Source organism: Photobacterium sanguinicancri (assembly GCF_002265265.1).
Taxonomy (GTDB): Bacteria; Pseudomonadota; Gammaproteobacteria; order Enterobacterales; family Vibrionaceae; genus Photobacterium; species Photobacterium sanguinicancri.
In genome coordinates this window covers 36,508-62,142 of record NZ_NOIF01000007.1, presented here as the reverse complement: position 1 = coordinate 62,142, position 25,635 = coordinate 36,508, and the positions used below count along the sequence as shown (strand labels likewise).

Below are 25,635 nucleotides of genomic sequence, written 5' to 3'. Positions count from 1 at the left end.
TCCTAGTAGTTTAATTTTAGGCTCTATATTTACTATTTTCGGTTGGTCTTTAACGAGTGATGATATAATTACTTGTATATCTATAGTGGGGGTGGGTGTTATTCAATGGTTTTATCTTTGGCCGCATCTTGCTCGTTACATTATATGTCGTAATTTTCACAGGAAATAAGAGGTAACTATATTAACTTTGAGGTTCTTATGGCTTTAATTTAATGAGGTTATTCATTTGCATTATATTTATCATGAGTTTAGAGGTGGGTTGGGTTTGTTAAGTAAAGTGATTAAGCATAAGCTGGGGGATCTGGTTGACTATAAAGTAAAGAAAATATTAATATTATCGTTAATTACTGCGACATCAGGTTGTAACTGGAATAGTAATGACGATGATAAGTCTTCGAAAGACTCTGAATTAAAAAGTTTAGCAGGTAGATGGGTAAACCAATGTCAAGCTGGTTTTATTATAAATAACAATATTCCAGTAAATGGACGGTTTATTCTAACAACATTAGACTTTGCTGGCTCGCAGCTTGAAGTGACCCAACAAACATTTACATCTGATAATTGCGATAATAATCCACTCTGGCAGCAAAAAGATGTGTATTCCATTGAGATTGGAGCTAAGTATAAATTACAATCTGAAGAGATGGTATCCAACATTGATATTACATATTCTGGCGATGTTAATAAAACTACACGATATGATATATATTCACTTGATAATAATAGGGGGAGGGCACAATTAAAATTAGGAGTGGCAACAAGTCAAAACGATGGAAGAAATAGTGATGGTCGATTTGAAGTGTTGGGAGATACGTATCATAAAATATAAACACGAAAAGGCATTAATTTGTATAAGGGATAATGATGAAACACCTATTAATTTTAATCGTTATGGCTTCAACACAAGTGAATGCAAGTTGGTTTAGTCAAGATTATGTTCATGGTGTCTCCCAGGAAAAAGTTGAGATACTCAGTGAAGCTCTAAAAAGAGGAGATGTTCTTTTTATTGATACTCGTGAGCCAGGTGAGTATTTAGAGTCACGAATTCCGACTGCTGTAAATATTCCATTAAGGGATGTGGGTTCTATTAACATTGAGGAAATGAGGTCTTATAAATATGTAGTACCTTATTGCTTGAAAGACTTTAGAGGTTTTGAAACCGCTAAGATATTACAATCAAAAGGATTAACGAATGTCGTATTAATGGAGCCTGCTGGATTTAATGGTTGGCGCTTACTAAAGATGCCAATAGAAAAGTAAATATTTCGTAGTTCGAACTTTCCATTTTTCCGGATTACGTACAAGGATGTATTATGAGTGTCAATAACCGACATTTAGTTTTGTTGTTCATGTCTTTTATATGTACCCCTTTTTATTTATGGTTAGAGAATACAGGTAATCCGATTTTTTATCTCTCTGATTATGTCCCCATTGGACAAGGTTTTTATGTATGGTCAAAGATTTTTGCATTATGGACTTTGTTACTTTTTGGTATCCAAATAATTGTTGGTCTTGCTAATGTTCATATAGATGCAATGTCTAAGGAAAGGTTTCATATCTGCTTGGGTTTAGCTGTTTTTAGTTTTATGTTTCTTCATATTGCTGGGTTTATAGCGGGTACAACTCTTAGAAGTGGTCATTTTACCGGGCATTTTTTATTACCGGATATTGATGATTACTATCACGCAAGAATTACGGTCGGGTTGTTTAGTCTGCTCCTCGTGTTTACTGCTTTACTTTCACGCTTATTGTCTTTGGCTGCTTTAAAGTGTTGGGGGCACCGATTGATGATTCCTGCGTTTTATTTGTCTTCTTGGCATGCGTTAGCGATAGGGACTGAATCTCGTCATCCCGTGTTGCAAAGTATCATCATTGTGTTGATGGTTACTGTAGCTTTTTTATGTTTATATCGAGCGAAGATATTGTATATGGCTAGGGTTAGCTAACGATGCGGTTAAGTCTTCTCTTCTTCTTTTGTGCCTTTTTATCTCAGCCCCTTTTTGCAACTACACTACCTTATGGTATGTCTTTTGTGGGGCTTACCGAGGATGGTTGGCAAGCATTCATTGTGAGAGAAAGCGGTCAGGCTGAAGTTGTAGATAATGTCGATAACCCTCGACAATTTACATGGTCACCCGCGATGGATAAGGCTGTGTATTTAACACCTGATGGTACTGTGATTGTTCATGAAAATGAAATAGCAACAGTACTTGTAAGGCGTACACATCCAGATGCGTTTACTCAATTTCGCCTTACTAACAAAGGTCAAAAACTTCTCGCTGTTAGGTTGTTTAATAGACAAAGTGAAAAAACTGCAATTAGCGTTTGGGATACCCAAGCCTCTCGTTTTATTGATGTTCATCAGCAGATAGGGCAAGTGTTTGATCCCTATGAAACGGAAAAGCAGCTTTATTATAGTGCAGTATCTTGTGTGATTGGATGTGGGTTGATTTTACAAGAAGCATGGTTGAAAAATATGGTTACGCAACAAGTCCAACAGTTAACACTTCATAATGGCACACTTAGGTATCCGACACCTGATATACCGCGGCAACGTCTAGTCTATAGCTTAAATACTTCTTCACAGTACCACCTTTGGCAAGTTGATGACCTTGGTCGGCATCGCCAGTTAACTCATTCACTTTCCAGTGATATATGGCCGTCTGTTACTGCGGGAGGAGACATTTATTTTATTCGCCGTGGAGCAAGTGGTGGCATTTTAATGGTAATGAATACGGCAGGTGATGCTGTGCCTATTGTATTACCTCATGTTCAAGATATTCGTGATTTGGAGATAAACCAGTGATACAACGTCGAGTGAAAGCTATATTCTTCTTAATGTTGTTTTGTTTTACTTCCTCGTGTTTAGCTAAATCCAATACTGAGAATATAGAATCAAACTTAGTTGCGATTAAGCCTTTTGCTACGAATACGTTTAATCCTTCTGATACTAATGTCTTTCATTTTTCTATTGATATACATCAAAAAGTATTACTTGAAGTTTCTATTGTTTCGACAGATCGAGATGTAGTGAAAACGATTTATCCGCTTAAGCTAACGCAAAAAGGAACCCTGACTCTAGCATGGGATGGAAAGGATGAATTAGGCGTGGTAGTTCCGGATGAAGCATGGTTCCCAGTGATTCGTTATGTCTATGAAGGCGATGAGTATACAGTCACCCCTATGGATAATTCAGGAGGTGAAATCCTTCAATCAATCCCTATCGTTTTTCAGTCTAGAGAGCAGTTAAACATTACATTAGACCAGCCTGCGAGGTTATTAGTGCGGGCTGGGTTAAAATCCGGCGCAATGCTAAAAACGATCTCTGACTGGCGTCCATTAGTGTCAGGAACACACTTGATTCATTGGGATGGGCTTGATACTTCAGGTGTTTACCCATTTACTGAGTCTGAGGACTTCGCTGTTATGGCGACGGCCTTTGCGTTACCTGAACATGCAATTATGACATGGGGAAATGCTAGCATAGATTATGTCCAATGGCATAAATTGCGAGGTTATAGTGAACATGTGGCGGATCGACGAGCTAATATAAAGCAAAGTCGAGATGGTAAAACCTTATCCAAAGTGTTTTTTAAACCGATGTATTTACCTCGGGATCCTCGCGTAACAGTTTACTTTGATACCCGTCGGCAGGCTTCTGCCAACAATGAGCTTGCTTTTGTGCAAGTCGATATTCCTAAAGAAGATCGTGGCATTGTTGAAAAGAGTTTGTTTGAAGTCGGTTTTTTTATTAATGGTCAGTTTGTTTCAGAAGAAGAGCAAGGTTATGTTCCTTTTGTTTGGCAGTTTAACCCTAATGAGTATCCTAAAGGTGACCATTATCTGACAGTGAATATATCAGGCTTCGATGGTCAGGTCGGGGTTGCAACCGTTAAATTCACAAGTACAGGTAAAGGCAAATCGATGGATTAATTACCATACTGTAGTTGCCTATAAATTAACGCGGCTTGTTGGATCTGCGGGTAAATGGCATGAAACGTGGTTTCGAGTTGCTGGTAATGCGTGAATATGTCTGTGGGGGTGTTGGCAAGCTGGTGTAGTTTAGGACGACGGATAGCCATTCGGGTGAGGGCAGTTTCTATCGTTGCTGTTTCTTGGTATTGGATTAGCCACTGTTGCTGCCACATACGTGAGCTCATCTGCTGATAGCTTTCAGGTAAATTGTGCTGATAGATTTCAACTTCTTGGCGAGCAAAGGCGACGAATTGTGATAACGGCTGAGTGTGGTAATCATTCCAATGACGCGCGAGGAAATGATCCCATATTAGATCAAGGGCAATACCACTGACACGACGAGTCTCTGGTCGAAACAAGCGTTGGCATTGTTTAACTTGTGGCATGGCGTCGATATACCCATCAACAAAGCGATGCAGTTTGATGCCGTCAGCTGCGGCTTTGGTATGCTGTTTATAAGGGTCGCCTCGGACAAAATCGGCAAGCAGGTTTCCTGCCAAATGACTTCGACAAAAATCAGCGAGATCTAAATGTGCTAAAAAATTCACAATTACCTTATGCTCATGCGCCCGCGAGCGCATTGTGTTTCTAAAAGAATAGTGAATAGGTTAGCAAATGACAGCATAGCCTCGTCTACAGCTAATTTTATTGTTGCTTATGCCTCGGTTTCTGTTGGCTCAACTTCATCTTGTATTTCAAGCAAGGTAATGGCGATAGATACAAAGTCGCTATCGGTAATAATACCGACCAATACTTTCTCTTCTACCACAGGTAAGCAGCCAATTTTATGCTTTTGCATATACAGCGCCGCTTCTTTTAACCCAGCGTGACAATCTACACTCATTAGTGAGCGGTTCATGCATTTATGAAGTTGAATGTCGAGTGCCGACATAAAGTTACTTTGGGTGATCATCTCTAAGCTTGATTCTTGTGCGGATAGCACATCGCGTTGAGTGACTAAGCCGAGAAGATGGTGATTGTCATCAATGACAGGCACATGGCGAATAGCGTGTTTTTCCATTAAATCTTTCGCGTCAGCCAAGGTACTCGATGGGCCTAAAGCGTATGGATTTTGAGTCATCATATCTGCGACAGTAAACATACTTGCCTCCATTAACAGGTAACAAATCCCTGTTCTATGAATGTAGCGAATATAAACCTAACTACCTATGACCACAGTCAAAAATTCACAAAATTCTCAACTGCTGTTTTATCGGTATTTTTCAGGTAAAGCCTTGGGACTGGCATATACTTGATTAATCAATATGCTTATTTGGCATTAAAATCGCACTAAATATTCATATTGATTGTCACATCAATAATAATAGGTAGAGTTATGGCTAGGTATATTGTTTTACTGCTGTTGTGCTTCGCAAGTTTACCTGTGTTTGCTTCATCTCCTACTGTATCCCCTCGAATCATTGGTGGCGTGACTAGCCAGAATGATGAGCTCCCTTGGCAAGTTTATCTCAATATTTCTTTTACTGATGGCACCTACGTTTGTGGGGGAGTGCTGGTGGCACAAGATGTCGTATTAACGGCGGCCCACTGTTTACAAAATGGTGGCCTAACCGCTAATGCCGCTGATATTAAAGTCTGGGCGGGTATATCAAGTGTATTTAGTGCTTCATCTCGTAATGCGTTGTCAGTGAGTCGTCGCACGATTAATAACAGCTACAATGCCTCTCGTTTTTCTAATGATATTGCTGTACTCAGGTTGGCAGCTCCTGCACCAGACAGTGCCAAACCGATATTAATAGCGAATCAAGACCAAATAGGCCGTGCCAATACCGAATTTCAAACCAGCTATACCCAAGGTGGCAATAATCCTGCGAATCTTTTGGTTTCAGGGTGGGGTAGTACCAGTGTGAATGGATCTTCGGGATCGTCGGATTTACAACAAACCTTACTCACTGGGGTGCCTGATAATACCTGTAATAATCAATGGGGTTCGGGTGTCACCAGCGGTGAAGCGAACATTTTTGTGTGTGCTATTTCTCCTTCGCCATTAGTGGTCCGCGACAGTTGCTTTGGTGACTCTGGCGGACCATTGGTATGGCAAGACCCACTTCGAGCTAGTGATGCTGATTTTGGTTTACGATTATTAGGCCTTGTCAGTTTTGGGGATGGCTGTGCCAGTTCTTTACCTGGGGTATATACCGAAGTAGTTAGTTTCACTGCTTGGATCAACACAGTAACGGGAAACCGTTTAGCATCTGTTAGCACGCCTAAGCTAAGTGTAAATCCGTTTGCGAGAGACTACAGTAATGCAGGAACCGATATCGCAGTGCCAAGCGTCGATAGTGTTACGGGTAGCGACGGTGGGGGCGGTAGTCTTGGTATTGTTGTGCTCTTGAGCTTATTGGGATTAGCCGTAAGGCGCGCTCTAACGCTTGTTTAGTCTCGCGTCATTTCGAACTTTCCTTGAAATTGCAGTAAGGCAGCCTATACTAGCTGCCTCTGTTTTTTGAGGCGCGACAAAATGCAAGTTTCTGATTTTCACTTTGAGTTACCTGATGAGCTTATTGCTCGTTACCCACAACCTGAGCGTACTGCGAGTCGACTACTTCAGTTGACGGGAAATACTGGTGAACTGCAGCATAAAGGCTTTAAAGATGTGCTGGATTTAGTTGAACCGGGTGATTTACTCGTATTCAACAATACCCGAGTGATCCCTGCTCGCGTGTTTGGCCGCAAAGAGTCAGGTGGCAAAATTGAAGTGTTAGTGGAGCGTATGCTGGATGATAAAAGCATCCTTGCCCATGTTCGTGCTTCTAAATCACCAAAACCGGGTAACGTCCTGTTTTTAGGTGATAATGATGAACACCAAGCTGAAATGGTGGCGCGTCACGATACGCTATTTGAAATCCGCTTTACAGGTGATCAAACGGTCCTTGAAGTATTGGAAGATGTCGGCCACATGCCGTTACCACCATACATTGACCGCCCTGATGAAGAAGCAGATAAAGAACGTTACCAAACGGTTTACAACGCGAAGCCTGGCGCAGTAGCAGCACCAACCGCGGGCCTTCATTTTGATGATGAACTACTGGCTGCCATTAAAGCGAAAGGTGCAGACTTTGCGTTTGTTACTTTGCATGTAGGCGCTGGTACTTTCCAGCCTGTTCGTGTTGATGATATTAACGATCATCACATGCACTCAGAGTACGTGGAAGTTCCGCAAGATGTTGTCGATGCAGTGCTAACAACGAAAGCAAATGGCGGTCGTGTGATTGCCGTAGGTACGACATCGGTTCGTTCACTTGAATCAGCTGCGCAAGATGCGCTGAAAAAAGGGACTGAGTTAGTGCCTTTCTTTGGTGATACCGACATCTTCATTTACCCAGGTGGTTACGAATTTCAATTGGTTGATGCGTTAGTGACAAACTTCCACTTACCTGAATCAACGTTGATCATGCTGGTGAGTACATTTGCAGGCTACGATCACACCATGAAAGCGTATCAAGTCGCGGTTGAAAACCAATACCGTTTCTTCAGCTACGGTGATGCCATGTTTATTACTCGTCGCACAAAAGACTAAACATTGGCTATGCTATCGAGGGTATTTGTTGATTTACGTAGTAAGAGTGAACAAATACGCCTTGAAGCGGGTTTAATTATCGACTTACTCAGTTAAGTCAGTGTCATGTAAGGCTGCATTTGTTAAAATTGCAGCCTTTCTTGCGCTAAGTGCACCAGAATTTAGCTGTTATGTTTATCATAATGGCTAGTATTGTCGAAAAGTCGGCAATGCTATCGCTAAAATACATTAGGCATTCCGCCCGTTGTATTTGCTCTGACTAGATGCCGTGTTTGTTCACCGCTATGACTAGCAGATTGTTATGTCAGATTGTTTCTCTGGCTTTTGGAGGTTGTGTGAAATTTGAATTAGATAAAACGCAGGGTCGTGCACGTCGCGGTCGTTTGCAGTTTGAACGTGGTACGGTTGAAACCCCTGCGTTTATGCCTGTAGGTACTTACGGTACTGTTAAAGGTATGACACCGGAAGAAGTAAAAGAAACAGGTGCACAAATCCTGTTAGGTAATACTTTCCACCTTTGGTTACGCCCTGGCCAAGAAGTAATGAAACTTCATGGTGATTTGCATGACTTCATGCAATGGCAAGGCCCGATCTTGACCGATTCAGGCGGCTTCCAAGTATTTAGCCTTGGCGCAACGCGTAAAATTACCGAAGAAGGTGTTCATTTCCGTAACCCTGTAAACGGTGACAAAGTTTTCATGGACGCTGAAAAGTCGATGGAAATCCAATACGATCTTGGTTCTGACATCGTTATGATTTTCGATGAGTGTACGCCGTACCCAGCGACACACGACGAAGCGAAGAAGTCGATGGAAATGTCATTACGTTGGGCTCAACGTAGTCGTAACCATTTCGACAAGCAAGAAAACCCGAATTCCCTATTTGGTATCGTTCAGGGTGGTGTATATGAAGATCTTCGTGATGTTTCAGTTGAAGGCCTAACCAATATTGGCTTCGACGGTTACGCAGTAGGTGGCCTAGCAGTAGGTGAGCCGAAGGAAGACATGCACCGTATTCTTGAACATACGTGCCCGAAATTGCCTCAAGATAAGCCACGTTACCTGATGGGCGTTGGTAAACCAGAAGATTTAGTTGAAGGTGTTCGCCGCGGTATCGATATGTTCGACTGCGTAATGCCTACACGAAATGCCCGAAATGGCCACTTATTTGTGACCGGTGGTGTGATCAAGATCCGTAATGCGAAACATAAAACAGACACAACGCCACTAGATCCGCATTGTGACTGTTACACTTGTCGTAATTACTCTAAGGCGTATTTATACCACTTAGATAAATGTAACGAGATTCTTGGTTCACGTCTGAATACAATTCATAACTTGCGTTATTACCAACGTTTGATGGAAAGTATTCGTACGGCGATTGACGAAGATCGTTTCGATGCGTTTGTAGATGAATTCTATGCGCGTCGTGACCGTGAAGTTCCACCATTAAAAAACGCTTAACAATTAACGAGGACGTTATTAAATGAGTCTTTTCATTTCTCAGGCACATGCCGCAGCTGAAGGTGCTCCACAAGGCGGTAGCATGCAGCTTTTCATCATGCTTGGTCTGTTTGCTGTAATTTTTTACTTCATGATTTATCGTCCACAGGCGAAACGTGCGAAAGAGCATAAAAATCTTATGTCTTCCATGGGCAAAGGTGATGAAGTGCTAACGAACGGCGGCCTACTAGGTAAGATCTCTAAAGTATCTGAAGATAACGACTACATTGTTATCGCGCTTAACGACAGCACTGAAGTAACAATCAAGAAAGACTTCGTGACTGCTGTTCTGCCAAAAGGCACGATGAAGTCTCTATAATTATTCGCTTTGAAGGATCATAGCAGTGCTAAACCGTTATCCATTGTGGAAGAACCTGATGGTAGTGTTCGCACTCCTCATCGGTTTGCTTTATGCACTTCCCAACATTTACGGTGAAGATCCAGCGATTCAAATCTCCGGGGCGCGTGGCGCCTCGGTAGATATGTCTGCTCTGGATGTTGTCACCGAAGACCTAGAAAAAAGTAAAATCTCCTACAAATCTATCGCTTTCGAGAACGGTGCTGTTCTGGTCCGCTTCAACGACCCTGATACGCAAATCAGTGCTCGCGATATTCTCAACGACGAACTCGGTGAAGACTACGTTGTAGCCTTAAACCTTGCACCTGCAACCCCTAGCTGGCTTGAATCAATTGGTGCTTCACCGATGAAACTTGGTCTTGACCTGCGTGGTGGTGTTCACTTCTTAATGGAAGTGGATATGGATGCGGCAATGGAAAAATTGCTGGGTCAGCAGGAAGAAACATTCCGTACTGAACTGCGTGAAGCAAAAATTCGTTACCGTGCGATCAGTAAAACTGATACTACGGTTGAAGTACGCCTGCGTGATGCCGAGCAAATGGCACAAACAGAGCGTGAGCTTGCGAAACTTCACCCTGATATGATCTTTAGCGATAGCACCAGCAATGGCCGCTTCGTGGTGAGCGCAACATTCTCTGAAGAGCGCTTAAAAGAGATCCGTAACTATGCGGTAGAGCAAAACATCACTATTCTTCGTAATCGAGTGAATGAATTGGGTGTTGCTGAGCCATTGGTACAACGCCAAGGTGCTAGCCGTATCGTTGTTGAATTACCGGGTGTTCAAGACACTGCGCGCGCAAAAGAAATTTTAGGTGCGACAGCAACGCTTGAATTCCGTGAAGTAGATAGCAGTGCTGATATAGCAGCAGCCATGGCAGGTCGCGTACCTGCTGGTAGTGAAGTGAAAACAGCACGTGATGGCCGCCCAGCGGTACTGAAAAAACGTGTCATCCTAACGGGTTCTCACATTACTGATGCAAGCTCAAGTGCTGATGAATACGGTCGTCCACAAGTTAACATCTCGCTAGATAGCGAAGGTGGTAGCAAGATGACAGCCTTCTCACGTAATAACGTTGGTAAGCTTATGGCTACCATGTTCACTGAATATAAAGACAGTGGCGAACGTGATGAAAACGGTAAAGTGATTCTTGAAAAGCACGAAGAAGTGATCAACCAAGCAACAATTCAAACTGCGCTTGGTCGTAACTTCCGTATCACAGGTATCGACTCTGCTGCTGAAGCGCACAACTTAGCATTGCTATTACGTGCGGGTGCATTGATTGCGCCTATTTCAATTGTAGAAGAGCGTACTATCGGTCCATCAATGGGTCAGCAAAATATCGATATGGGCGTGCAAGCGTGTCTATGGGGTATGTTAGCTGTAATGCTGTTTACGCTGATTTATTACCGTAAATTTGGCTTGATTGCCAATATGGCATTGATGATGAACTTGGTGATGATTATCGGTGTTATGTCGATGATCCCAGGGGCTACCATGACCTTGCCAGGTATTGCCGGTATCGTATTAACTGTAGGTATGGCCGTTGATGCCAATGTACTGATCTTTGAACGTATTCGTGAAGAATTACGTGAAGGCCGCAGCCCTCAACATGCGATTCAGCAGGGTTACGCGAACGCATTCAGTACCATTGCCGATGCAAATATCACTACGTTAATCACTGCAATTATTTTGTTTGCCGTGGGTACAGGTGCTATCAAAGGCTTCGCAGTAACGTTATCGATTGGTATTTTGACCTCGATGTTTACGGCGATTATCGGTACGCGTGCAGTAGTTAACTTTATCTACGGCGGAAAACGCGTAGATAAGCTGTCGATCTAGAGGGACGCTGGAATGTATCAATTAATGAAAGCGGATAAAGTGATCGACTTTATGCGTTGGTCGAAAGTGGCCTTTGTTGTCTCTCTCGTTATGATTGCAGTAGCAATAGGTACGGTTGCGACTAAGAAGCTTAACTGGGGTCTTGATTTTACGGGTGGTACTTTAATTGAAGTAGGTTTTGAACAACCTGCTGATTTAGGCCTTATTCGTGAATCGCTTGAGAAAGCAGGCTTTGGTGATGCCATTGTTCAAAACTTCGGTACTGCACGTGATGTATTAGTACGTCTTCAGCCTCGTGAAACCTTGAAAGGTGAGAAGCTAGGCTTACAGATCATTGATGCGCTAAAAGTGGGTACTGAGCAAAACGTTGAAATGCGTCGTATCGAGTTCGTTGGTCCAAATGTGGGTGATGAACTTGCAGAAGCGGGTGGTCTAGCAATTATTGCTTCATTACTTTGTATCTTGCTGTATGTATCAATGCGTTTTGAATGGCGTCTTGCTGCGGGTGCGGTACTGGCCTTGGCACACGATATTATTATTACTATCGGTATCTTTTCGTTCTTACAAATTGAAGTGGATTTAACCATTGTTGCAGCCTTGCTGACAGTGGTTGGTTACTCGCTCAATGATACCATCGTGGTATTTGACCGAATCCGTGAAAACTTCCGTAAGATGCGTAAAGGTGACTCATCTGATGTAATGAACAACTCGATTACCCAAACATTAAGCCGTACGTTAATTACGTCGGCAACAACATTGTTTGTGGTTATTGCCTTGTTCTTACAAGGTGGCACTATGATCCACGGCTTTGCGACCGCATTGCTGATTGGTATCGTGGTAGGTACTTACTCGTCTATTTACGTGGCTTCTGCACTTGCTCTGAAACTAGGTATTGTTCGTGAACACCTAATGCCACCGCAAGTTGAGAAAGAAGGTGAAGAGTTTGAATCTATGCCTTAGTGGTGTGTGATTCTTGCTTATAAAAACGGTGCCCATGTGGCACCGTTTTTTTATGTCTGTATGACAACGCAGAGAATGGAGTGGCTTAGTTAGCCCATTCACTGGCAGGGCGCTGCTTACCGCCATTCATTTTATTGCCTTGCTCAATCAAGGTTGTCAGCTTGGTGTTGTGGCTGAGATCTAACTCGACGAGGTCATTGTTCATCACATTCAGCAGCTCAAGCTCGGTTGCTGCGCTTACATCCAAAGCAGTGAGTTCGTTTGATGGCAGCGCAAGTCGTTCTAAACGGCTTTTTTTACTCAGTACCACATTCTCTAGTTGGTTATTTCCCGCCAATAATTTTTCTAGTTTAGAGTTAGCAGTCATATCCAGGGTCTCTAGTTCATTTTCTGTGATGACGAGACTGCGTAGGTTTTCATTCTCACTCAGGTCTAATGCTTGGATTTCGTTATCTGCTAAGTTAACGGCACGTAGTTCTGGGTTGTTGGTGAGGTCAATGGCTGCGAGTTGATTATCTTTTAGCGATAGCTCGCGTAGGTTTTCAAAATATTTCAGCTCATCGACAGATTTAATATCGCTGTTATCACAATCCAGTTCTGTAATGTCTTCTGAATACTGTTCATTGGCTTCTAATACACAGGTACGGAAGTTTTGATCGGCAAAGGGAATTGCATCCACGGTTTCATAATGTTTGTCACAGCCGCTTAATAGCGATGTGCAGATAATGGCAATAGCGGAGAGGGGCAGAGTGCGCGTGAAAAGAGACGACATAACAGTAACCTACAGAAACGAGAAATAAACGCGTATTCTACATAATCAGTATGATGTTTTATAAGTGTTAGATCAGGTTATCGAAGGCATGGCTGCCTGTTAGGGAAGGAATCGTCAAATTTGTTGAAAAAAAAAGCCCCGCACATTGTGCAGGGCTTTAAAATTTGGTGAGTAATCAAAGATTACTTAGACAGTGCATCGCTACCGTGTTCACGGATTTTAGCTAGCATTGGCTTAACTACACGTGCATTACCAGCAACAATGTTACCAGACGTGATGTAGTTAGTGTTACCAGTGAAGTCTGTACAGATAGCACCAGATTCGCGAGCGATTAGTTCGCCTGCAGCGATTTCCCAAGGCTTAAGGCCTAATTTGAAAACGCCATCAACACGGCCAGCAGCTAGGTAACATAAGTCTAGCGCACTTGAACCCATTTGACGCATGTCGTCACACTCAACGAATAATGCGCTTTGGATTTTCATGTAGCTTTCAGCATGTTGCTTAGCAGCAAACGGTAGACCAGTTGCAAGGATAGTACCAGCAAGGTTACGCGGTTGAGTTGCACGTAGGCGTTGGCTGTTCAATTGAGCGCCAGAACCACGTGTTGCAGTGAATAGTTCGTTACGAGCAGGGTCGTAAACGGCAGCTACTTCAGTACGGCCACGCATGCGTAGTGCTACTGAGATAGCGAAGTGAGGCAAACCTCGTGCGAAGTTTTTGGTGCCATCCACTGGGTCAATGATCCACTGACATTCTTTGTCACGGCCTTCTTTAGTACCAGTCTCTGCGCCAATGATGCAGTGATCAGGGTAAGACTTAAGAATTGTTTCGATGATGAGAGCTTCAGCTTCAAGATCGATATTAGTAACGACGTCATTACCTTTTTCAGCAACCTCGATTGATTGAGGTTTTTCTAGTGATTTTATGACATGGTCACCGGCCTTTCGTGCAGCACGAATGGCGATGTTTAGCATCGGATGCATAGGATCTTCCCAACGGATGTTAAAGAACTAAAAAGCGGCGGCGAGTATAACAGAGCCGTGCAAAAATGGAAGTGGTTATTTTTTATTCATCTGGGTGGGTAATAAAAGCATTTTAGGAAATAGGCTGCATGGATTGAAGTGTAATTCTGATAATAATGTTGATTGAAACTACATGTTTTCCCCACTTTCAAAATGGCTGTGCTAAAATCCTACGGCTTTAACAAATCGTCGGAAAATTGCTACGTCATGTTAGATAAAATCAGCGTTGTTTTAATTGGTACATCCCACCCTGGGAACATAGGTTCTGCCGCCAGAGCCATGAAGGTGATGGGCTTAACAAATCTTGTCCTTGTTGATCCTGCTTGTGAGATCGATGAGAAGTCTATTGCCCTCGCTGCAGGTGCTGCGGATATTGTTGAGAACGCCAAAATCGTCAACACACTTGATGAAGCAATTGCTGATTGTGGTTTAGTGATTGGCTCAAGTGCTCGTTCACGTACATTGGAGTGGCCTCAGCTAGATCCTCGTGAATGTGGCATCAAAACGATTGAAGAAACTAATTCCCACCCTGTTGCAATTCTATTTGGCCGCGAGCGTACCGGTCTAACCAATGAAGAACTGCAAAAATGTCACTGTCATGTCTACATTCCTGCAAATCCTGAATATAGCTCACTGAATTTAGCGATGGCAGTACAGACAATTAGCTACGAGATTCGCATGGCGCATCTTGAAGCTGAAAAGTACAAAGGTGAAAAGCAAGAGGTTGAATATCCTCGTGCTAAAGAACTAGAAATGTTCTATGAACACCTTGAAAAAGTGACTCGCCAAACCCAATTTATCAATAAGAACCATCCTGGTATGGTCATGACTAAATTGCGTCGTTTATTTAGCCGTGCTCGCCCTGAGCAGCAAGAGTTGAATATCCTGCGTGGTATCCTTTCTTCAGTTGAGAAATCTTTAGCTTCTCGCGAAAAGTAGACCTACATAGCAAAGGGTTAAAAGCCTGACCGAATTAGTCGGGTATATACTTGACTGTTTTAGTCAGGTATGCAAAACTGCTCCCATATACATGAGTGGGTAGCGGTGTGTTATGAAATTGACTTCAAAAGGAAGATATGCAGTAACAGCGATGTTAGATGTCGCCTTGCATTCTCAAGATGGCCCAGTGCCTTTGGCTGATATTTCAGAGCGCCAAGGTATCTCGCTGTCATATTTAGAACAGCTTTTTTCTCGGTTGCGTAAAGCCGGTTTAGTGGCAAGTGTTCGTGGTCCCGGTGGTGGTTACCGCCTTGGTGAAGACGCGGATGCTATTGCTATTGGCATGGTTATCGCAGCTGTAGATGAGTCAGTAGATGCAACTAAGTGTCATGGGAAAGGTGGTTGTCAAGGCGGAGCCCGCTGTTTAACTCACACCTTATGGCACGATTTAAGTTCACGCATCAGTGGCTTTTTAAACAACATCACGCTCGGTGAGCTGATGAAAGACAACGATGTTCAAGCCATTTCTGACCGTCAAGATCAGTATTTACAAAACAGCGTTGCTAAGTCGAATTTAGTAAATAAAAAACAACACGATAACGCCACCATTGGTGTCGATGTCCGCTCCTAGAGACTAGCTGTCCGTGTTTTCGGAGATGAAAATGAAATTGCCTATATATTTAGATTATTCTGCTACTTGTCCTGTTGATCCACGTGTTGCCGAAAAGATGGTGCAGTGTATGACTATGGACGGCTGCTTTGGTAACCCAGCTTCTCGCTCTCACCGTTACGGTTGGCAGGCAGAAGAAGCGGTAGACAACGCACGTGAACAAATTGCAGATCTTCTAAATGCAGACCCGCGTGAAATTGTTATCACGTCGGGTGCTACTGAGTCTGATAACTTAGCAATCAAAGGTGTTGCGCACTTTTACCATAAAAAAGGTAAGCACATCATCACGTGTAAAACAGAGCATAAAGCTGTTTTAGACCCATGTCGTCAACTAGAACGTGAAGGTTTTGAGGTGACATACCTTGACCCTGAAGAAAACGGCCTGATCGACATGGCTAAGCTTCGTGATGCACTTCGTGAAGACACCGTTTTAGTGTCTATCATGCACGTGAACAACGAAATTGGTGTGATCCAAGACATCACAGCAATTGGCGAATTATGTCGCGAACGCAAAATTGTTTTCCACGTTGATGCAGCGCAATCTGCAGGTAAATTACCAATCGACGTGCAAGAAATGAAAGTTGATTTGATTTCGATGTCAGCGCACAAACTGTACGGCCCTAAGGGTATTGGTGCATTGTACGTTCGTCGTAAGCCACGTATTCGCCTAGAAGCGCAAATGCACGGTGGCGGTCATGAACGTGGAATGCGTTCTGGTACGCTAGCTACGCATCAAATCGTCGGTATGGGCGAAGCTTGTCGAATTGCAAAAGAAGAAATGGAGCAAGATCGTGCTCACGCTGATGCAATGCGCCAACGCTTACTTGATGGCATTAAAGACATCGAAGCAACAACAATTAACGGTGACCTAGAGCAACGTGTTGCAAACAACTTAAACGTAAGTTTTGCATTCGTTGAAGGTGAATCACTGCTAATGGCACTGAAAGATCTAGCAGTTTCATCTGGTTCTGCATGTACATCTGCAAGCCTAGAGCCTTCGTACGTACTACGTGCACTTGGCTTGAACGATGAACTGGCACACAGCTCAATCCGTTTCTCTTTCGGTCGTTTCACGACTGCAGAAGAAATTGATCACGCAATCAACCAAATCAGCACCGCAGTTGAAAAACTACGTGAGATGTCGCCACTTTGGGACATGTACAAAGAAGGTGTAGATTTAGATACCGTTGAGTGGGCACACCACTAATCTTTGCGGTCATATAGCATTCGAGGAAATTATCATGGCGTATAGTGAAAAAGTCATCGATCATTATGAGAACCCGCGTAACGTGGGCTCATTTGATAAAAACGATAAAAGTGTTGGTAGCGGCATGGTGGGTGCACCAGCTTGTGGCGACGTAATGAAGCTGCAAATTAAAGTTACCGACGATGGCATCATCGAAGATGCTAAATTTAAAACATATGGTTGCGGTTCTGCTATTGCTTCTAGTTCACTTATTACAGAGTGGGTTAAAGGTAAAACATTAGACGAAGCTGCATCAATCAAGAACTCAGCGATTGCTGAAGAACTTGAATTACCGCCTGTAAAAGTTCACTGCTCAATTCTTGCAGAAGATGCAATTAAAGCAGCTGTAACTGATTACAAAAAGAAACACGAAGAAAATTAATTCCGTTGAGGGTTGTTGTATATGGCCATTACTATTACTGAAGCGGCAGCAAGTCGCGTAGCTACTTTCCTAGAAAACCGTGGTAAAGGCATTGGTCTTCGTCTCGGCGTCCGTACTTCAGGGTGTTCAGGAATGGCCTATGTGCTCGAATTCGTAGATGAACTCGATGAAGGCGATCAAGTGTTTGAAAAGCAAGGCGTAAAGGTGATTATTGATCCTAAGAGCCTTGTTTACCTTGATGGTACTGAGCTAGATTTTGCCAAAGAAGGCTTAAACGAAGGCTTCCAGTTCAATAACCCTAACGTATCGAGCGAATGCGGTTGTGGCGAAAGCTTTAACGTATAATCGCCTTTTCTATGCGCAGTATAAAGTGTGAATTATTTCACTTTTCACTGCGCATTTTACTGATACTAGATGCGATATGAATCATTTCGAATTATTTGGCCTACCTTTCCAATTTGAACTCGATGGTAGCCTTCTCTCACACCAGTTTCGTGAACTGCAGCGTCGTTTCCATCCTGATAATTTTGCTACGGCTTCAGAGCGTGATCGCTTGATGTCGGTACAAAAAGCCGCTCAAATTAACGATGCATTCCAAACGCTTAAGCACCCTATTTCTCGTGCAGAGTACATGCTTTCTGAGCGTGGCCTAGACATCCGTGGCGAGCACAAAACATTGCAAGACCCAATGTTCTTGATGCAGCAAATGGAACTGCGTGAAGAACTTGAAGAAATTTCTGATGCTAGCGATCCTGCCGATGCTCTATTTGATTTTGAGCAACAAACTAAAACGCTCTTTAAAGCACAACTCCTAGAGCTTGAAGCATTATTGGCAGAGAGTAATTGGAATGATGCGGCGGATGCCGTGCGTAAGCTTAAATTTATTGATAAGCTGCGTGACGAAGTTGAGCGTCTGGAAGAGACGTTACTAGATTAAAAACAGGAATCACCATGGCACTGTTACAGATTGCTGAACCAGGTCAAAGCGCTGCACCGCACCAACATCGTCTTGCGGTAGGTATTGATCTGGGTACGACAAATTCATTAGTTGCTGCTGTTCGCAGCGGCGAACCCGCGACACTGGTAGATGATAATGATCGTTCATTATTACCATCTATTGTTCATTACGGTGAGCAATCGGTGTTAGTCGGCCATGATGCAAAAGCATTCGCACAGCAAGACCCAGAGAATACCGTCATTTCTGTTAAGCGAATGATGGGCCGCTCATTGGTTGATATTGAACAGCGTTACCCACATTTACCTTACCAGTTCACTGCAACTGACAACGGTTTGCCACAACTGGTAACACGTCATGGTGTTATTAACCCAATTCAAGTGTCCGCTGAAATCCTTAAGACATTGACAGAGCGTGCAACGCAAACGCTGGGTGGTGATCTTGAGGGGGTAGTGATCACGGTTCCTGCCTACTTCGATGATGCTCAACGTGCTGGTACCAAAGATGCAGCGCAACTGGCTGGCTTAAATGTATTACGCCTACTGAATGAGCCAACAGCAGCGGCGATTGCTTATGGTTTAGATTCAGGTCAAGAAGGTGTGATTGCTGTTTATGACCTCGGTGGCGGTACTTTTGATATTTCTATTTTACGCTTATCAAAAGGCGTATTTGAAGTATTGGCGACGGGCGGTGATTCTGCGCTAGGTGGTGATGATTTCGATCACCTATTGGCAGATTGGATTGCGACCCAAGCCGGCCTTGGTGAAGACTTAACTGCGCAACAGCGCCGTATTCTGCAAGATGCAGCAACAGACGCTAAAATTGCCTTATCAGATAACACAACAACTTCGATTGATGTGTTGGGCTGGCAAGGTGAAATTACACGTGAACAGTTTAATTCATTGATTCAACCATTAGTGAAGAAAACGTTGATGTCATGCCGCCGCGCACTACGCGATGCGGATGTTGAAAGTGATGACGTAATTGAAACTGTTATGGTCGGTGGTTCGACACGCGTCCCACTGGTGCGTGAATTAGTCGGTGATTACTTTGGTAAAACACCACTAACAACCATTGATCCAGATAAAGTTGTTGCTATTGGGGCATCTATTCAAGCTGATATTTTAGTGGGCAATAAGCCAGATACTGAGATGTTATTATTGGATGTGATCCCATTATCATTGGGTATTGAAACCATGGGTGGCATGGTTGAAAAAATCATCCCACGTAACACCACAATTCCTGTTGCACGTGCACAAGAATTTACCACGTTCAAAGATGGTCAGACTGCAATGTCTGTTCACACTGTACAAGGTGAACGTGAAATGGTGAGCGATTGTCGTTCACTGGCACGCTTTACGCTGCGCGGTATTCCAGCAATGGCGGCAGGTGCTGCCCATATCCGTGTGACTTACCAAGTTGATGCTGACGGTTTACTGTCTGTGACAGCGATGGAAAAGAGCAGCGGTGTACAATCGTCTATTCAAGTTAAGCCGTCTTACGGTTTAAGTGATAATGAAATCGCGACTATGATTCGTGATTCAATGACCTACGCACAAGACGATAAAGATGCACGAGCGCTCGCTGAACAACAAGTTGAAGCCGATCGTGTGTTAGAAGGACTTATTGCAGCATTGGCTCAAGATGGTGATACATTACTATCGAAGGAAGAGCGTAGTGCGTTGGAAGCTGTGATGATGGAATTGGTTCAATTGCGTCAAGGTACTGATGTACGCGCAATTGAAAATGGTATTAAGAAAACAGACAAAGCTAGCCAAGATTTTGCTTCTCGTCGAATGGACAAATCTATTCGACAGGCATTGGCTGGTCAATCTATTGATGAGGTTTAGGCATGCCTAAAATTGTTGTATTACCCCACGAAGATCTTTGCCCAGAAGGCGCAGTACTTGAAGCTGAAGAAGGCCAAACAGTACTGGACGTTGCCCTGAAAAATGGCATCGCGATTGAGCATGCTTGTGAAAAATCATGTGCATGTACAACTTGCCATGTGATTGTACGTGAAGGCTTTGATTCGTTGGATGAAAGTGATGAGCTTGAAGATGACATGCTAGATAAAGCATGGGGTCTTGAGCCTGAATCACGCTTAGGTTGCCAAGCTAAAGTTGCTCAAGTTGATCTTGTGGTTGAAATTCCGAAATACACGCTAAATCTGGCGTCGGAACAACACTAATCACAAGTACTGCTCTGGCAGACAAAGTGACAATAAATATAGCTCTCCTGTTAACTGTTGCACAGCAATAGTCTGATAGGGGGGCTATATTTTTATGTAGTATTGAAAGGACAAGGAATGATTATGAGTTTGAAATGGATAGACTCGCTTGAAATTGCAATTGCACTTTGTGAACAGTACCCCGAACAAGATCCCCACACGGTACGTTTTACTGAACTACGTGAGTGGATCATGGAGCTTGAAGCGTTCGATGATGACCCTACCCATTGTAATGAACGTGTGCTCGAAGCGGTGCAGATGTATTGGATTGAAGAAGCGGACTGATCCATCAGTACGACAAGTCGATCTTGCTCTTACTTTTATGTAAAGAACTTGTTTAAATTTAATAGACAGGGCAAAGTATCGTTAAACGTGATTGAAAGCGGACCAATGGTCCGCTTTGTTGTATCTAAATGTTATATCATCTTGCAAACTAGCCAGTGCGCCCTCATAACCAAGGTTAAGGGTGAAACTGCGCCGCCTTTTATTTTGCGCTATTCACTAGATTGGAACAGAACCCAAGGAGTTTTACATGTCTGCCAATATGCTTGTTTTCTTATCTCAGGAGCCCGCGGATGCTAAGTGGGGAGGTAATGCTCTTGTATCTTATGATGCAGAGGGAACAACGATCCACCTAACAGATGATAATCCGTTAGTCGCGATTCAACGTGCGGCACGTAAACTTGATGGTCAAGGTATCAAACACGTAACGCTAATGGGGGACGGTTGGGAGCTTGAAAGTATTTGGTCTTTTATTCAAGGGCACCGTAACACCAAAGTAGGCAATGAAGTTGAGTGGACTGCGCTAGAAGCGACAGACGAAGCGGAACTACAAGCTCGCCTAAAAGCGACTAACTGGGTGCGTGAAGTTATCAACCAATCAGCTGAAGTTGTTCGTCCATCACAATTAGCTTCACGTGCGGGTGAGTTCATCAAATCACTGTCACCAGAGCATGTAACGTACAAAATCATTAAAGGTAACGACCTTATCGATGAAGGCTGGATGGGAACATACACGGTTGGTCGTGGTTCAGAGCGCTCACCAGCAATGCTTCGTCTAGATTACAACCCAACAGGTGACGCGGATGCGCCTGTTCATACTTGTCTTGTTGGTAAAGGCATTACTTTTGACTCAGGCGGTTACAGCTTGAAGCCATCAGGCGGTATGTCAGCAATGAAAGCTGATATGGGTGGCGCAGCAATGGCGACGGGTGGTCTAGCACTTGCTATTGCTCGTGGTACGAATAAGCGTATTAAACTGATCCTTTGCTGTGCTGAAAACATGATCTCTGGTCGTGCTTTCAAATTGGGTGATGTGATTACTTATAAAAACGGTAAAACAGTAGAAATCCTAAATACCGATGCTGAAGGCCGTTTAGTACTGGCTGATGGCCTGATTTACGCAAGCTCACAAAACCCTGAAGTGATCATCGACTGTGCAACGCTGACGGGTGCGGCTAAAAATGCACTGGGTAATGATTACCATGCATTGTTTAGTTTTGACCATGATCTTGCTCAGCGTGCATTAATGTCTGCAAGCGAAGAGATGGAAGGCTTATGGCCATTGCCTCTAGCTGAAATGCACCGTGGCATGATGCCATCTAACTTTGCTGATTTGTCTAACATCTCACAAGGTGATTTTTTACCGGGTGCAAGTACGGCTGCTGCGTTCTTATCTTACTTTGTTGAAGACTACCAAAACGGTTGGATGCACATTGACTGTAGTGGTACTTACCGTAAGAGCGCGAACGACAAGTGGTCTGCAGGTGCTACCGGCATGGGTGTACGAACGCTTGCTAACATCCTTTGCGATGATGACTCTGTAGAAGAAGAGCATTTAGCTGACTAACTGTTATTCATTGTAATAACAGCAGAGAAAGAATACTCAAAATAAACATTGTGAGGTTGCGCTGATCTTCAGCGCAGCCATAAACGCAAGACAATCATGAAAGTAGAGAAGTCGATTATGTTAAGGATTACATTATCATCTGAAGCCTATTCAGGTGCATGGGGCGACAATGCTCTGGTTGCTTTTCAAACCGAAGGTGCTGTGATTCACTTTTCGGGAGATTACCCACTTCGCCGTATTCAACAGGCTGGCCGTACCTTACAAGCACAAGGTGCAACGCAAGTTGCTCTTGAAGGTGAAGGTTGGAGCTACGAACGTCAATGGGCGTTCTATTGCGGTTTTGCGGCGACATCTCAGTCTGTAGAGCTAAAATGGGCATCAGCTGATGAAGACGAACTTGAGTTATTAAATGCTCGCCGTCGTAGCGCTGATTGGGTTCGTCAGGTTGTGAATGCAACGCCTGAAGACATGTACCCCGAGAAACTTGCGAATGACGCAGTAGAATTTCTGACTCAGATTGATGGCGATAATATCAGCCACGAATTAGTAATTGGTGATGATCTGCTAACCAAAGGTTGGATTGGCACACACAGCGTCGGCCGTGCAAGCAGCCGTCCACCTGTGATGTTAACGTTAGACTTCAACCCGACTGGCAATCCTGATGCCCCTGTCTCTGCCTGCTTAGTCGGTAAAGGTATTACCTTCGATTCAGGTGGTTACAGTATCAAGCCAAGTGCTGGCATGGTCGCGATGAAATGCGATATGGGCGGTGCCGCGACAGTAACTGCGGCATTAGGTTATGCGATTGAGCAAGGTTTGAACCAACGTGTGAAGTTGATCTTATGTTGTGCTGAAAACTTAATCGCAGGCGATGCCTATAAGCTTGGTGATGTGTTAACGTACAAAAACGGTGTGACCGTTGAAGTAGTGAATACCGATGCAGAAGGTCGTCTTGTTCTTGCAGATGGCTTGATTGCAGCCAGTGAAACTAAAGCGCCATTAGTGATTGATGCTGCGACCTTAACGGGTGCTGCAATGATGGCCGTTGGTAGTGATTACAACGCAATTTTCGGTTTAAATAAGCCATTATTGGCGAAAGCGCAGCAGCTTTCAGAGTTGGTTAACGAACCCGCATGGCCATTGCCATTAGAAAAATGGCATCAAGGTCAGTGCCCTTCTCATTATGCAGATACGGCGAATAGCCGAGTGCAAAAAGGGGGGGGTATGGGCGGCGCATCGAATGCCGCTGGCTTCTTATCGCGTTTTGTTGATGACGAAACGACAAACTGGATTCACTTTGATTTAGCAGCATGTTTTAACGATAGTCCGAACGCTCGTTGGGCTGCGGGTGCAACCGGTTTAGGTGTGGCGAATATCGCGGCATTACTACTGTAGTTGCTAACGTGGCTGACCGATCAAAAGATTTAAAAGGAAGAATAATGACAATTCAAAAAACATTTTCAATCGTAAAACCTGACGCAGTTAAGCGTAACTTGATTGGCGCGATTTATAATCGTATAGAAAAAGCGGGTTTTAAGGTTGTGGCGGCTAAAATGCTGCAACTAACTGAAGAGCAAGCAAAGGGGTTTTATGCAGAGCATGAAGCGAAACCTTTCTTTGGTGATTTAGTGTCATTCATGACATCTGGCCCGGTGATGGTACAGGTATTGGAAGGTGAACAAGCTATCGAGCGTTACCGTGAATTGATGGGTAAAACAAACCCTGAAGATGCGGCATGTGGCACCCTTCGTTCCGACTTTGCTTTAAGTATGCGTCATAATTCGGTACATGGCTCTGATAGCCCTGAATCAGCGGCGCGTGAAATTGAGTACTTCTTTGCTGATGATGAGATTTGCCCACGCGGCTAATGCAGCAGACAAGTTGAAATAATAAAAAATGGGAAGCTTAGGCTTCCCATTTTTTTTGGATCTAAAAGGAAAATGGTCCCTTTGAAAGTAGCTACACTGTGATAAGTGGAAACATCAGAGTAAAGCCTGTACAATTTCGCGCCTTAAACAATGACCTGTCGCACGCCACTGACTACTTATTTCTTTTGTGGGTGCTTAAGGCGCAGAATTCGTCACGAATTATATGAGGCTACAACCGATGACAACTGTTAAAACTAATCTACTGGATTTCGATCGCAAAGGTCTGCGTAAATATTTTGCTGAAGAGCTGGGCGAAAAAGCATTCCGTGCTGATCAAGTAATGAAGTGGATGTACCATTTCGGTTGTGATGACTTCGATGATATGACGAACATCAACAAGAAACTGCGTGAGAAGCTTAAAGCGGTTGCAGAAGTGCGTGCGCCAATCGTTTCTGAAGCGCAACATTCAAGTGATGGCACCATCAAATGGGCTATGCGCGTGGGCGATCAAGACGTTGAAACGGTATACATTCCAGATGAAGAACGCGCAACATTGTGTGTATCTTCTCAAGTGGGCTGTGCACTAGCATGTACATTCTGTTCAACGGCTCAGCAAGGTTTTAACCGTAACCTACGTGTATCTGAAATTATTGGTCAGGTATGGCGTGCAGCGAAAGAAATTGGTATCGAGAAAGAAACCGGTCGTCGTCCAATCACTAATATCGTAATGATGGGCATGGGTGAGCCACTGCTGAACATGAAAAACCTGATCCCTGCACTGGAAATCATGCTTGATGATCTTGGTTTTGGTTTGTCTAAGCGCCGTGTAACAGTATCAACATCAGGTGTTGTTTCTGGCCTTGATCAAATGACGGGTAACATTGATGTCGCACTCGCTATTTCTTTGCATGCGCCAACCGATGAGCTTCGTTCAAGTATTATGCCGATCAACGATCGCTATAACATCGAAACTTTCCTAGAGTCTGTTCACCGTTATATTGAATCATCGAACGCAAACCGCGGTCGTGTAACGATCGAGTACGTGTTACTTGATCATATCAATGATGATATGGATCATGCGCGTCAGTTAGGCGAACTACTGAAAAACACGCCATCAAAAATTAACCTGATCCCATTCAATCCTTATCCAGGTTCACCTTACAAAAAGCCGAGCAATTCTCGAATTGATCGCTTTATGAAAACGCTAATGGAATACGGCTACACGGTAACTGTCCGTAAAACACGTGGTGATGATATCGATGCAGCATGTGGTCAACTTGTTGGCGATGTGATTGACCGCACAAAACGTACCCAAGGTAAAGCGCAAAAAGGTGAACAAATTCCAGTAAAAGCAGTCTAAAACTGTAATCTAATGTGTTTATCGAGCTAAGTCAGATACCATCTCCTGACAACAGTTATCGCCTGATACTATTGGCCTTTTTCCGTTATTGAGTGATTGAATAAGGCCTTTAGTGGACGCCAAGTACCCGACTTGAGTGCCAACTGTTCTCAACATGGACGAGAGT

General features: G+C 43.6%; 28 protein-coding genes. 24 read left to right on the top strand and 4 right to left on the bottom strand.

All coding sequences use genetic code 11. The features are described 5' to 3' along the window. Nucleotides 1-265: 265 nt before the first annotated feature. From ASV53_RS02515 to ASV53_RS02495, 5 genes are read left to right on the top strand one after another with little or no spacing between them, the layout of a single operon-like run. Nucleotides 266-829, top strand: a complete 564-nt coding sequence (locus ASV53_RS02515) for a hypothetical protein (RefSeq protein WP_141226222.1) — start codon at nucleotides 266-268, stop codon at nucleotides 827-829. A gap of 32 nt (nucleotides 830-861) precedes the next feature. Next, the gene (locus ASV53_RS02510) at nucleotides 862-1,260 is read left to right on the top strand and encodes a rhodanese-like domain-containing protein (protein ID WP_094955953.1); all 399 of its coding nucleotides are present in this window, start codon (nucleotides 862-864) and stop codon (nucleotides 1,258-1,260) included. Nucleotides 1,261-1,313: 53 nt separating this feature from the next. Continuing rightward, nucleotides 1,314-1,946, top strand: a complete 633-nt coding sequence (locus tag ASV53_RS02505) for a hypothetical protein (protein WP_094955952.1) — start codon at nucleotides 1,314-1,316, stop codon at nucleotides 1,944-1,946. Nucleotides 1,947-1,948: 2 nt separating this feature from the next. After that, entirely contained in the window at nucleotides 1,949-2,806 is an 858-nt protein-coding gene (locus ASV53_RS02500) for a TolB family protein (RefSeq protein ID WP_094955951.1), read from the top strand. After that, nucleotides 2,803-3,933, top strand: a complete 1,131-nt coding sequence (locus ASV53_RS02495; RefSeq protein WP_094955950.1) for a flagellar hook assembly protein FlgD — start codon at nucleotides 2,803-2,805, stop codon at nucleotides 3,931-3,933. Before ASV53_RS02500 ends, ASV53_RS02495 begins: the two co-directional genes overlap by 4 nt. On the opposite strand, the gene ASV53_RS02490 is transcribed toward ASV53_RS02495, so the two are convergent. Together ASV53_RS02490 and ASV53_RS02485 are read right to left on the bottom strand one after the other, a co-directional pair. Next, complete coding sequence (locus tag ASV53_RS02490; RefSeq protein ID WP_094955960.1) at nucleotides 3,930-4,523, bottom strand: acyl carrier protein phosphodiesterase; 594 nt, start codon at nucleotides 4,521-4,523, stop codon at nucleotides 3,930-3,932. The genes ASV53_RS02495 and ASV53_RS02490 overlap by 4 nt on opposite strands. Before the next feature lie 107 nt (nucleotides 4,524-4,630). Beyond that, nucleotides 4,631-5,077, bottom strand: coding sequence for a CBS domain-containing protein (locus ASV53_RS02485; RefSeq protein ID WP_062690266.1), 447 nt, complete (start codon nucleotides 5,075-5,077; stop codon nucleotides 4,631-4,633). 234 nt (nucleotides 5,078-5,311) lie between these two features. Here ASV53_RS02485 and ASV53_RS02480 point away from each other — a divergent pair, with 234 nt between their 5' ends. From ASV53_RS02480 to secF, 6 genes are all read left to right on the top strand, one after another. Beyond that, nucleotides 5,312-6,376 (top strand): S1 family serine peptidase, encoded by a 1,065-nt coding sequence (locus ASV53_RS02480; RefSeq protein WP_094955949.1) that lies wholly within the window; start codon nucleotides 5,312-5,314, stop codon nucleotides 6,374-6,376. An 81-nt stretch (nucleotides 6,377-6,457) separates the two neighbouring features. Further along, nucleotides 6,458-7,516 carry a tRNA preQ1(34) S-adenosylmethionine ribosyltransferase-isomerase QueA gene (gene queA, locus ASV53_RS02475; protein WP_062690267.1) on the top strand — a complete coding sequence of 353 codons (1,059 nt, stop codon included), beginning with the start codon at nucleotides 6,458-6,460 and terminating at the stop codon, nucleotides 7,514-7,516. Nucleotides 7,517-7,800: 284 nt separating this feature from the next. Further along, nucleotides 7,801-8,979: a tRNA guanosine(34) transglycosylase Tgt gene (tgt, locus tag ASV53_RS02470; RefSeq protein ID WP_094955959.1), complete on the top strand. Its 1,179-nt coding sequence runs from the start codon at nucleotides 7,801-7,803 to the stop codon at nucleotides 8,977-8,979. Between the two features lie 22 nt (nucleotides 8,980-9,001). Then, nucleotides 9,002-9,337: a preprotein translocase subunit YajC gene (yajC, locus tag ASV53_RS02465; RefSeq protein ID WP_094955947.1), complete on the top strand. Its 336-nt coding sequence runs from the start codon at nucleotides 9,002-9,004 to the stop codon at nucleotides 9,335-9,337. Nucleotides 9,338-9,362: 25 nt separating this feature from the next. Further along, a complete protein-coding gene (gene secD / locus ASV53_RS02460; protein ID WP_094955946.1) occupies nucleotides 9,363-11,216 on the top strand; it encodes a protein translocase subunit SecD in 1,854 nt (617 codons plus the stop codon). A 12-nt stretch (nucleotides 11,217-11,228) separates the two neighbouring features. Beyond that, the gene (gene secF, locus ASV53_RS02455; RefSeq protein ID WP_062690269.1) at nucleotides 11,229-12,176 is read left to right on the top strand and encodes a protein translocase subunit SecF; all 948 of its coding nucleotides are present in this window, start codon (nucleotides 11,229-11,231) and stop codon (nucleotides 12,174-12,176) included. Nucleotides 12,177-12,261: 85 nt separating this feature from the next. Here secF and ASV53_RS02450 read toward each other — a convergent pair whose 3' ends face one another. Together ASV53_RS02450 and suhB are read right to left on the bottom strand one after the other, a co-directional pair. Then, the gene (locus ASV53_RS02450; protein WP_094955945.1) at nucleotides 12,262-12,948 is read right to left on the bottom strand and encodes a leucine-rich repeat domain-containing protein; all 687 of its coding nucleotides are present in this window, start codon (nucleotides 12,946-12,948) and stop codon (nucleotides 12,262-12,264) included. A gap of 182 nt (nucleotides 12,949-13,130) precedes the next feature. Beyond that, nucleotides 13,131-13,931, bottom strand: coding sequence for an inositol-1-monophosphatase (gene suhB, locus ASV53_RS02445; protein ID WP_062690271.1), 801 nt, complete (start codon nucleotides 13,929-13,931; stop codon nucleotides 13,131-13,133). Nucleotides 13,932-14,177: 246 nt separating this feature from the next. On the opposite strand from suhB, the gene trmJ reads away from it, so the two are divergent. The 13 genes from trmJ to rlmN all read left to right on the top strand — a co-directional run bounded on the left by trmJ (nucleotide 14,178) and on the right by rlmN (nucleotide 25,469). Further along, nucleotides 14,178-14,909, top strand: coding sequence for a tRNA (cytosine(32)/uridine(32)-2'-O)-methyltransferase TrmJ (gene trmJ / locus ASV53_RS02440; RefSeq protein ID WP_094955944.1), 732 nt, complete (start codon nucleotides 14,178-14,180; stop codon nucleotides 14,907-14,909). Nucleotides 14,910-15,021: 112 nt separating this feature from the next. Then, nucleotides 15,022-15,540 carry a Fe-S cluster assembly transcriptional regulator IscR gene (iscR, locus tag ASV53_RS02435; protein WP_094955943.1) on the top strand — a complete coding sequence of 173 codons (519 nt, stop codon included), beginning with the start codon at nucleotides 15,022-15,024 and terminating at the stop codon, nucleotides 15,538-15,540. Nucleotides 15,541-15,571: 31 nt separating this feature from the next. Next, nucleotides 15,572-16,786, top strand: coding sequence for an IscS subfamily cysteine desulfurase (locus ASV53_RS02430; RefSeq protein WP_062690273.1), 1,215 nt, complete (start codon nucleotides 15,572-15,574; stop codon nucleotides 16,784-16,786). Nucleotides 16,787-16,820: 34 nt separating this feature from the next. Continuing rightward, entirely contained in the window at nucleotides 16,821-17,207 is a 387-nt protein-coding gene (gene iscU / locus ASV53_RS02425; RefSeq protein ID WP_062690274.1) for a Fe-S cluster assembly scaffold IscU, read from the top strand. A gap of 21 nt (nucleotides 17,208-17,228) precedes the next feature. Continuing rightward, complete coding sequence (iscA, locus tag ASV53_RS02420; RefSeq protein WP_062690275.1) at nucleotides 17,229-17,552, top strand: iron-sulfur cluster assembly protein IscA; 324 nt, start codon at nucleotides 17,229-17,231, stop codon at nucleotides 17,550-17,552. A gap of 76 nt (nucleotides 17,553-17,628) precedes the next feature. Next, nucleotides 17,629-18,144, top strand: coding sequence for a co-chaperone HscB (gene hscB / locus ASV53_RS02415; protein ID WP_062690276.1), 516 nt, complete (start codon nucleotides 17,629-17,631; stop codon nucleotides 18,142-18,144). 14 nt (nucleotides 18,145-18,158) lie between these two features. After that, the gene (gene hscA / locus ASV53_RS02410; RefSeq protein WP_094955942.1) at nucleotides 18,159-20,012 is read left to right on the top strand and encodes a Fe-S protein assembly chaperone HscA; all 1,854 of its coding nucleotides are present in this window, start codon (nucleotides 18,159-18,161) and stop codon (nucleotides 20,010-20,012) included. Between the two features lie 2 nt (nucleotides 20,013-20,014). After that, nucleotides 20,015-20,353: an ISC system 2Fe-2S type ferredoxin gene (gene fdx / locus ASV53_RS02405; RefSeq protein WP_062690278.1), complete on the top strand. Its 339-nt coding sequence runs from the start codon at nucleotides 20,015-20,017 to the stop codon at nucleotides 20,351-20,353. A gap of 123 nt (nucleotides 20,354-20,476) precedes the next feature. Further along, nucleotides 20,477-20,677, top strand: a complete 201-nt coding sequence (gene iscX, locus ASV53_RS02400; RefSeq protein ID WP_062690279.1) for a Fe-S cluster assembly protein IscX — start codon at nucleotides 20,477-20,479, stop codon at nucleotides 20,675-20,677. Between the two features lie 247 nt (nucleotides 20,678-20,924). Continuing rightward, the gene (pepB, locus tag ASV53_RS02395) at nucleotides 20,925-22,241 is read left to right on the top strand and encodes an aminopeptidase PepB (protein WP_094955941.1); all 1,317 of its coding nucleotides are present in this window, start codon (nucleotides 20,925-20,927) and stop codon (nucleotides 22,239-22,241) included. A gap of 117 nt (nucleotides 22,242-22,358) precedes the next feature. Continuing rightward, nucleotides 22,359-23,636 carry an aminopeptidase PepB gene (pepB, locus tag ASV53_RS02390; RefSeq protein WP_094955940.1) on the top strand — a complete coding sequence of 426 codons (1,278 nt, stop codon included), beginning with the start codon at nucleotides 22,359-22,361 and terminating at the stop codon, nucleotides 23,634-23,636. Between the two features lie 44 nt (nucleotides 23,637-23,680). After that, nucleotides 23,681-24,109, top strand: coding sequence for a nucleoside-diphosphate kinase (gene ndk, locus ASV53_RS02385; protein WP_094955939.1), 429 nt, complete (start codon nucleotides 23,681-23,683; stop codon nucleotides 24,107-24,109). Between the two features lie 238 nt (nucleotides 24,110-24,347). After that, entirely contained in the window at nucleotides 24,348-25,469 is a 1,122-nt protein-coding gene (gene rlmN, locus ASV53_RS02380; protein ID WP_062690280.1) for a dual-specificity RNA methyltransferase RlmN, read from the top strand. Nucleotides 25,470-25,635: the final 166 nt, after the last annotated feature.

What these genes read in the sequence shown, in the direction of transcription:
- iscX (WP_062690279.1), top strand. Translation starts at nt 20,477, where the DNA reads ATGAGTTTGAAATGGATAGACTCGCTTGAAATTGCAATTGCACTTTGT.
- fdx (WP_062690278.1), top strand. Translation starts at nt 20,015, where the DNA reads ATGCCTAAAATTGTTGTATTACCCCACGAAGATCTTTGCCCAGAAGGC.
- iscR (WP_094955943.1), top strand. Translation starts at nt 15,022, where the DNA reads ATGAAATTGACTTCAAAAGGAAGATATGCAGTAACAGCGATGTTAGAT.
- iscU (WP_062690274.1), top strand. Translation starts at nt 16,821, where the DNA reads ATGGCGTATAGTGAAAAAGTCATCGATCATTATGAGAACCCGCGTAAC.
- ASV53_RS02430 (WP_062690273.1), top strand. Translation starts at nt 15,572, where the DNA reads ATGAAATTGCCTATATATTTAGATTATTCTGCTACTTGTCCTGTTGAT.
- ASV53_RS02510 (WP_094955953.1), top strand. Translation starts at nt 862, where the DNA reads ATGATGAAACACCTATTAATTTTAATCGTTATGGCTTCAACACAAGTG.
- hscB (WP_062690276.1), top strand. Translation starts at nt 17,629, where the DNA reads ATGAATCATTTCGAATTATTTGGCCTACCTTTCCAATTTGAACTCGAT.
- pepB (WP_094955941.1), top strand. Translation starts at nt 20,925, where the DNA reads ATGTCTGCCAATATGCTTGTTTTCTTATCTCAGGAGCCCGCGGATGCT.
- secF (WP_062690269.1), top strand. Translation starts at nt 11,229, where the DNA reads ATGTATCAATTAATGAAAGCGGATAAAGTGATCGACTTTATGCGTTGG.
- ASV53_RS02480 (WP_094955949.1), top strand. Translation starts at nt 5,312, where the DNA reads ATGGCTAGGTATATTGTTTTACTGCTGTTGTGCTTCGCAAGTTTACCT.
- trmJ (WP_094955944.1), top strand. Translation starts at nt 14,178, where the DNA reads ATGTTAGATAAAATCAGCGTTGTTTTAATTGGTACATCCCACCCTGGG.
- ndk (WP_094955939.1), top strand. Translation starts at nt 23,681, where the DNA reads ATGACAATTCAAAAAACATTTTCAATCGTAAAACCTGACGCAGTTAAG.
- rlmN (WP_062690280.1), top strand. Translation starts at nt 24,348, where the DNA reads ATGACAACTGTTAAAACTAATCTACTGGATTTCGATCGCAAAGGTCTG.
- iscA (WP_062690275.1), top strand. Translation starts at nt 17,229, where the DNA reads ATGGCCATTACTATTACTGAAGCGGCAGCAAGTCGCGTAGCTACTTTC.
- pepB (WP_094955940.1), top strand. Translation starts at nt 22,359, where the DNA reads ATGTTAAGGATTACATTATCATCTGAAGCCTATTCAGGTGCATGGGGC.
- ASV53_RS02500 (WP_094955951.1), top strand. Translation starts at nt 1,949, where the DNA reads ATGCGGTTAAGTCTTCTCTTCTTCTTTTGTGCCTTTTTATCTCAGCCC.
- ASV53_RS02450 (WP_094955945.1), bottom strand. Translation starts at nt 12,948, where the DNA reads ATGTCGTCTCTTTTCACGCGCACTCTGCCCCTCTCCGCTATTGCCATT.
- ASV53_RS02505 (WP_094955952.1), top strand. Translation starts at nt 1,314, where the DNA reads ATGAGTGTCAATAACCGACATTTAGTTTTGTTGTTCATGTCTTTTATA.
- ASV53_RS02485 (WP_062690266.1), bottom strand. Translation starts at nt 5,077, where the DNA reads ATGTTTACTGTCGCAGATATGATGACTCAAAATCCATACGCTTTAGGC.
- tgt (WP_094955959.1), top strand. Translation starts at nt 7,801, where the DNA reads ATGACTAGCAGATTGTTATGTCAGATTGTTTCTCTGGCTTTTGGAGGT.
- yajC (WP_094955947.1), top strand. Translation starts at nt 9,002, where the DNA reads ATGAGTCTTTTCATTTCTCAGGCACATGCCGCAGCTGAAGGTGCTCCA.
- queA (WP_062690267.1), top strand. Translation starts at nt 6,458, where the DNA reads ATGCAAGTTTCTGATTTTCACTTTGAGTTACCTGATGAGCTTATTGCT.
- suhB (WP_062690271.1), bottom strand. Translation starts at nt 13,931, where the DNA reads ATGCATCCGATGCTAAACATCGCCATTCGTGCTGCACGAAAGGCCGGT.
- hscA (WP_094955942.1), top strand. Translation starts at nt 18,159, where the DNA reads ATGGCACTGTTACAGATTGCTGAACCAGGTCAAAGCGCTGCACCGCAC.